This is a genomic window from Vibrio sp. 1F169 (genome assembly GCF_041439605.1).
Taxonomy (GTDB): domain Bacteria; phylum Pseudomonadota; class Gammaproteobacteria; order Enterobacterales; family Vibrionaceae; genus Vibrio; species Vibrio tasmaniensis_A.
On the sequence record NZ_JBGOOI010000061.1, the window covers coordinates 20,882 to 27,637 of the forward strand.

Consider the following 6,756-nt stretch of genomic DNA (forward strand, 5'->3'; position numbering starts at 1 on the left):
TTAATCTTCCGTTGACCAAGTTTTGTTGGCGTTAGGGTTTTGGTACCACGTTGGTTTTGAAGCACCGCCTGATGTAGCCCACTCAGCAAACTCGGGGTACACCTCACTAACATCAATGTATTCTGATGGATGATTCCAAGGTGATGAAATTAAGATACCCCAAGGCATATTTTGTGTCGTTCGGTAGTATTTATCACTAGACGGGTCTGAATCATCTTGTGCAATACCATAGAAATCACTCACTAACGTGCCACGCGACGTTGGTGGGAAGTCCGCAGTATGGATTTCTAAGTCTTTCCCCGGCGATGTAGAGAAACTGTCACCATGGTAATAACCCGCGCCCGCACCAAAGATGAATGGGTCGAAGCCACTTAATGGCATCAGTGAACTCGCTGTGGGCTCGCTTCCAGAAGCAAACGGCAGAGAAATACTGAACGTCATTTGGTCAGCTTCTAAAGTCGGACTACAAGAAGGATTAGTACGGTGGAACATACACTCACCGTTAATCGGCAGATCATTTTTTAGGTTCAACGACGCGACAACAACGAGGTCTCCCCCTGGCGATGCAACACTTTTGTCTTCCCCCGTAAACGGCGAAATATTTACCCGAGTCGCGCCATTCTTTTGCACTCGAGCCGTTTGAAGATCGACATCTGACTCATCGAAGCCATCAAGCTTCCATCCCAGTCCATTACCATAAGAAGCACCGTAGGCCATTATGGTTCCCGTAATATCCATTCGAAGCACTGCGTCCTCTTTACTTAAAATGGTGGTACGGTAGTAAACCACAACGTCATTTAAGTCGAAGTCACCAACTTCTGGCCAATTATCTTCGAAGGCCGCTGTATAGTAATTCGAATGTTGAACCGTTGTGCCAGGAACCGTAACGTTAAACACGTAGTCCTCAACTTCACCATCACCAACATAACCGTCACTCGGAATGTTAGGGCTACTCGCTAAACGGAATCGAGTTTGTACGCTCCCAACGACAGCATCATCACCCACTCGAATAGGGACGACTTGGCTTCCATCTACAACAGAATGATTTTTTAATATCTGCTCGTCATCCTCAAAAGATCCATTCATATCCCAGTCAGCCCAAGCTTGCAGATAACCACTCCCCACAATGTTGACATTAATTAAACTGTCTAAGCCGACTTCAAGGTTCGTCAACAGTGCAATCCCGTCATCATCATTTCCGCCAACGTCCAAATCATCGCCGTTGGATGATGTGCCAGGTTGGCCATCTGTATCGGCATCAACACTAGCACCTAAGTACAGCGTGGAAGATATCGCATGCTCAGCACCGTTACTCGCCTGCAACGTTCCATAACTATCAGGAGCGTCACCAAAATCAGATTCATCTGAACTTTCTATTGGCGTAGTAAATCCAGATAAGTCCCAGTTACCGTCAAATGCCGAGAAAATCGGGTTGGGGAAACTACTGCTACTGCTCGTAACCGTTTCAAATTGTAGAGTTACAATCGAGGTATTCTTGTAGGTGAATTTTACAGCACCGGAGGTGTCGGTTTCCGAATAGTTCGTACCTGGCCCGGTGAATAGAACCGACGTTCCATCGGCACTCTCTTCCGCCGTCAAACTCGCGCTAGCACTACCAAGTTGATAACTGTAGAAACCTTCACTTTTAAACACTCTTACTTGCTCCGACTGCACGGGTTCGCCATCAATGTCATAGCCAATCATGTCAAATTCGGGAAGTGTATAAGGCACTGAGAACGTACCTGAGAGTCCATCCGTACCATCATAAAATTCAAAGGTATAGGTTAGACCTGCAGAGCCCGCAGAGTTAGTTTGATAGAGAAAACCAATATCTCCTGAGGGTTGTGTTGCACCAACTTTGTAGTTGGGAGCATGAAACAAAAATGTCGCATCACCAAACACACTACTAGACACTTTGGCATCTATTGTTTTTCCATCATGTGTACCAACGTTGAGGAAGTGCATCGAAGATCCATCATAGGTTGGCCCAGCCCACGAACTACTGCCGTTCGTCGCCTCTACATGATTTGAAAAGTCCAGATCTACCGTCGTTGCATAGACAGGGAGACTGGCAACTGCCGTCATAAGATAAATAACTTGCTTGTATTTCATAGTAAACCTCGACTTCTTCTTCGCATGAGCGATTTCCTTGAAAAGTGTGTGAACTCTGAACGGCAAGTTAAAGAAGCGTCTCAGTTAACTCTGAAACAAACTATTCGCATCTTTGTTGATTGTGTTGGTGCCGATAACGCGAGCTGCTTAATACAAAGAAGCAAAAGAGAAGCCAAGTTTCCGATCGTTTCAAAACCACTGTATAACATTGAAAAGTAAGACTTATTTTTCTAAATTTAAATGACAGTCAGAATGAAACGGTCTTTTCTTCAAAATAAGAATCAATTTGATGAGAGGTTAGTCAACTTGAAAGTCTGTTAGATAAGGAAACGTTCTATGCTGGTTGGAAACGGATAGGTTGTTTACGGACTGGAGGCGTTTTGCTTAAAACTAAAATTACGATGGGTTAGCTCAACTAAAGGAGGGAGGAATTATTGTTGGTTCATGGTGAACAAAACTGTTTAAAACATTCTACTTTTAAACAGTTTTGATTTATTAAAAGGGTTACAGCATTTCCTTTGCGATTAAATGCAGCAAAAAGGTTTCACGTTCAATGCTCATGCCTTTTTTAGGGCTCTCAGCCATGGTCTTTTCGTTGTGAGCGATCGCTTCATGGATATTCATCCACACCGGTTTCATCCCGTTTTTCACTTCGTAGTCTTCGTAAGCTGTTTCGCCAAGCTCACGATCAATCTTGCATGAGTAGCAGTAAGAAATCATGTGCATTATATCCGCGTCATCTTTATACCAAGGACGAAACTCTTCAAAAATACCGAACGGTTTAATACTGTGAATGTTCTTCGCACCCGTTTCTTCTTCAAGCTCACGGACCATACCTGCGATCACATCCTCACCGTCATCCAAACCACCACCAGGAATGGTGTAGTCGTGATAACGCTCTGTATAAAGCATCAAAATGTCTTCGCCATCTAACACAATCGCACGTGCAGCATTGCGCTTATATACCGTCTTATTGTCTAGGTGATCGATATCAGGGTGAATAGTGGTTTTTAGGTGTCTCATGATTCTGACTGCTCTACTGAATTTGGCGGCATCATATCATAATCATCAATAGATTCGACGTTCTCCGTCCCCTGAAAGAACACATAACCTCTGCTTTTGATCGCTGTTCGCCCACTGCTATCTAGTAGAAATAACCATCAAGTAGCACTTTATTGACAGAGACCGTTCCTGTTAGAGCACCAGCTATGCCAGCATGATCAAACACTCAAAAAGCAGTAAAAATAGCGAAATATCAACCTATTTCAATATCTTGACCAAATTAGAACAACCTTTTCTGAAATCTAAAATATACTAGTTTCATAGAGCTTCTAATCTGGTTCTGTAGAACTTAACGCATTCGATTATAGAGTTATCACGTAGGAGATAAACATGAAGAAAATTGGTTTGATGGCTGTATTTGCCGTTGTGTTGGGCGGTTGTGCAAACGACTATGCAGAATATAGCGAAGGCCAACGTGTTTCAGTGGCTAACCCAGCTGCGGTTTATTGTGTTCAACAAGATGGTGAATTAGACACCGTAACTGAAAACAATCAACGCACTACTTATTGTGTATTTGATGACGGTGAACGTATCGAACAGTGGGAATACTACCGCAACAACCATGAGCAAAAAGAAGAAAGCTAAGCTGCGACATCGTGAACTGTTGACGTCACACCTATACACGACGTTAACCCTTCACGAATGCCACCCAATCACATGACATTAGGTAAACTGTTCGCTATCGAGCGGTCGGTTTACCTTACTATACACATCAACTTTATACACACATCACCTTTATACACACATCACCTTTATACACAAAGCACCTTTGGGCTACCTACCAGTATTACTAATATTGGTGTTTTCGCTATCTCCACCAGCGATGTGTGTGATCTGATTCTGGATCTAAATAACGATTCAATAAAGTCAGGTTAGTATCGAGCAATGCTAGGTACTCCTTAACTTTTTCTATGTCGATTCCGACTGGGGTATTTTGGATGCAGGTCTCCAACACTAGAAGCAAGCTTTCTACGATATCAAAATGAGATGAACGCCCAACTAACTCCTTTGCCGCTAACAAGGCTTCCAAAGACAACCTTTCTGGCTCTCGTCTTACTGAATCCAAATCCCTCTTAAATGCACCCACAGAGACACCTTCAAGATAGACTCGGTAGGTCGTCAGAGCATCCATTAACAGAAACAATTGCCCTTGCTCTGTTTGATGAGGGTATGGCACCGCGACATGAGCCTCTCGCTGAGGATCTATTTGTAGTTCCACCCCAAGTGCAGAGCACTTCTCGACCAAAACCTTTAGCAAACCTTGCTCGTCCATCAGTGATTGAATCTCGAAGATACGTTGTAAGTGGTAGTCATTAGAAACGAACGTCACCTTCACACTCTGCCCGCGTGTAAACAGCCCACTTTCAATCATCTCTGAGGCCAAGTTTTGAATGTTCTCAACCGTATTTGTCGAATGCTGCTCAAGTAAAACCGCCCCTATGGGAAACGGATACTCACGTTGATTTTCAAGCTCTCGAAAATACTCGTGCATCATATCGGCTTCAGAAACGGTTTGGCCTTGTGTCACCCCACCACAGAACGCCACAGCCGTTTGCTGGTTCGACTCTTCAGCCAAAGGCCCAGCCAGATACTCAACTAAAGCATCAACTCGACTGATTCCTTCATTAGTCAATTTATTCTCATTAAGTCGCTTACCTAGCACAATAAGGAGGTGAATAATGCTCATTTTATGTTCAAGTCTCGTTTTAGTGATTAGATGGAGTGAATTATGTATACAATACTTATTAACAAAAGTATTTTGAAATTCTTACATGTTGCTATCAATAATGCTCACTATTGATAGCAACATCTCGGGTAATACAAGAATAGACGTGTCGCTTTAAAGCAAACATAGCACGCTCTTGTATTTCATCGCTCTATGCTTGCTCAACACGAGTTTCAATAAAAGAGACCTTTAAAGCAAAGAGCCAGCTCAATCGAATAACTGTTTCAGCCAAAGAACTGCTTCACCCAAAGAACAGGTTCACTCACAGAAGTGGAACTAACGAAATACAAATTTTACACAGAGTTCGTTCATCGAACCGTCTTCACAGGAAGTTACTATGCTGTCTATTTTTGATATCTACAAAATTGGGGTTGGACCGTCCAGCTCCCACACAAATGGACCAATGATCGCTGGGTTTAACTTTACCCAAAAAATTGATGCTCAGCTTACACAAGTAGAGCGTATTCAAATCGACTTATACGGCTCGTTATCATTAACGGGTATTGGTCACCATACAGACAGAGCAACCTTATTAGGTTTACTCGGCAACCGCCCCGACACCATTAAAATTACCAGTGCTAACAAAGCAATGCGTAAAGCAATTGAAGATAAGTCTCTACTGGTTAGCGGTAACCATGAAATTCACTTCGACGTAGAAAGCGACTTGCTGTTCCATAAAACCAACCTTCCGCTGCATGAAAATGGCATGACCATCTCTGCTTTTGACGCAAGCGGTAGTCTTTTAGAGATGGAAACATATTACTCAATTGGTGGTGGCTTTATCGCAACCGCTGATGAGCTACAAAATGGCAAGCAAGAAGCGAAAACGCAAGTTGAGTTCCCTTTTACTTCTGCTGACCAGCTACTTGAATTATCAGAGCAACAAGGACTTAGCCTTGGAGGCTTAATCCTGCGTAATGAAGTGTCTTTCCAAGGTATGGATGCGATTGACCAGAAAGCCGACCAAATCTGGAAGGTGATGTCTCTGTGCATGCAGCGAGGCTTCGACACCGAAGGCATCCTTGATGGCGGTCTTGAAGTGACGCGTCGAGCCCCTGCTCTTTTGAAAAAGCTTGAGGCCAATGCTTCGATTGAAAACGATCCAATGGAGATCATGGATTGGATTAACCTATTTGCCTTTGCTGTGAGTGAAGAAAACGCTGCGGGTGGACAAGTCGTAACATCGCCAACTAACGGAGCGGCTGGCGTTATCCCTGCGGTACTAATGTACTACCACCGCTTCATCAAAGAGCTAGACACCAAGCAGTTGAAAGACTTTTTAGCAGTCTCTGGCGCTATTGGCATCTTGTACAAAACCAACGCTTCGATTTCTGGTGCAGAAGTGGGTTGTCAGGGCGAAGTTGGCGTGTCTTCATCAATGGCAGCAGCAGGCTTAACCGCCCTACGCGGTGGTAGCAACGAGCAAATCTGTATTGCAGCTGAAATCGCTATGGAACACTCACTAGGCATGACATGTGATCCGATCGGTGGTCTTGTTCAGGTGCCATGTATCGAGCGCAATGCAATGGGCGCAATGAAAGCCATCAACGCATCACGTATGGCGCTGAAACGCACCAGTAAGTGTCTTATCTCGTTAGACAAGGTTATCGCAACCATGTACCAAACAGGTAAAGACATGAACAAAAAGTACCGTGAAACGTCCTTAGGTGGCTTGGCCGTGATCCACATGGCTCCTCCTTGTGAATAACCGCTAAGAACACGAGTCGAGAAAGCCGCTGTAGAGACAGCATTCTCGTAAACGTCGTTTTCGATACCCAAACAGAGCCAGCCACCAAGCTGGCTTTTTTATGGTTCATCGCGGCTTTCCGGGGAAAGCCGCTTTTATCTTCAAGAAG

Annotated in this window: 5 protein-coding genes; 2 read left to right on the forward strand and 3 right to left on the reverse strand. The window is 44.0% G+C overall.

Going from position 1 to position 6,756, the window contains the following annotated elements:
• Nucleotides 1-2,112 (reverse strand): LruC domain-containing protein, encoded by a 2,112-nt coding sequence (locus ACED53_RS18320; RefSeq protein WP_017100650.1) that lies wholly within the window; start codon nt 2,110-2,112, stop codon nt 1-3.
• Nucleotides 2,113-2,616: 504 nt separating this feature from the next.
• Entirely contained in the window at nt 2,617-3,135 is a 519-nt protein-coding gene (locus ACED53_RS18325) for an NUDIX hydrolase (protein WP_009845614.1), read from the reverse strand.
• 369 nt (nt 3,136-3,504) lie between these two features.
• On the opposite strand from ACED53_RS18325, the gene ACED53_RS18330 reads away from it, so the two are divergent.
• On the forward strand, nt 3,505-3,759 hold the full coding sequence (locus tag ACED53_RS18330) for a DUF333 domain-containing protein (protein ID WP_009845615.1): 255 nt from the start codon (nt 3,505-3,507) through the stop codon (nt 3,757-3,759).
• Between the two features lie 223 nt (nt 3,760-3,982).
• Here ACED53_RS18330 and ACED53_RS18335 read toward each other — a convergent pair whose 3' ends face one another.
• A complete protein-coding gene (locus tag ACED53_RS18335) occupies nt 3,983-4,861 on the reverse strand; it encodes a YdcF family protein (protein ID WP_017100652.1) in 879 nt (292 codons plus the stop codon).
• A gap of 376 nt (nt 4,862-5,237) precedes the next feature.
• On the opposite strand from ACED53_RS18335, the gene ACED53_RS18340 reads away from it, so the two are divergent.
• Nucleotides 5,238-6,608, forward strand: coding sequence for an L-serine ammonia-lyase (locus ACED53_RS18340; protein ID WP_017100653.1), 1,371 nt, complete (start codon nt 5,238-5,240; stop codon nt 6,606-6,608).
• The last annotated feature ends 148 nt before the right edge of the window (nt 6,609-6,756 follow it).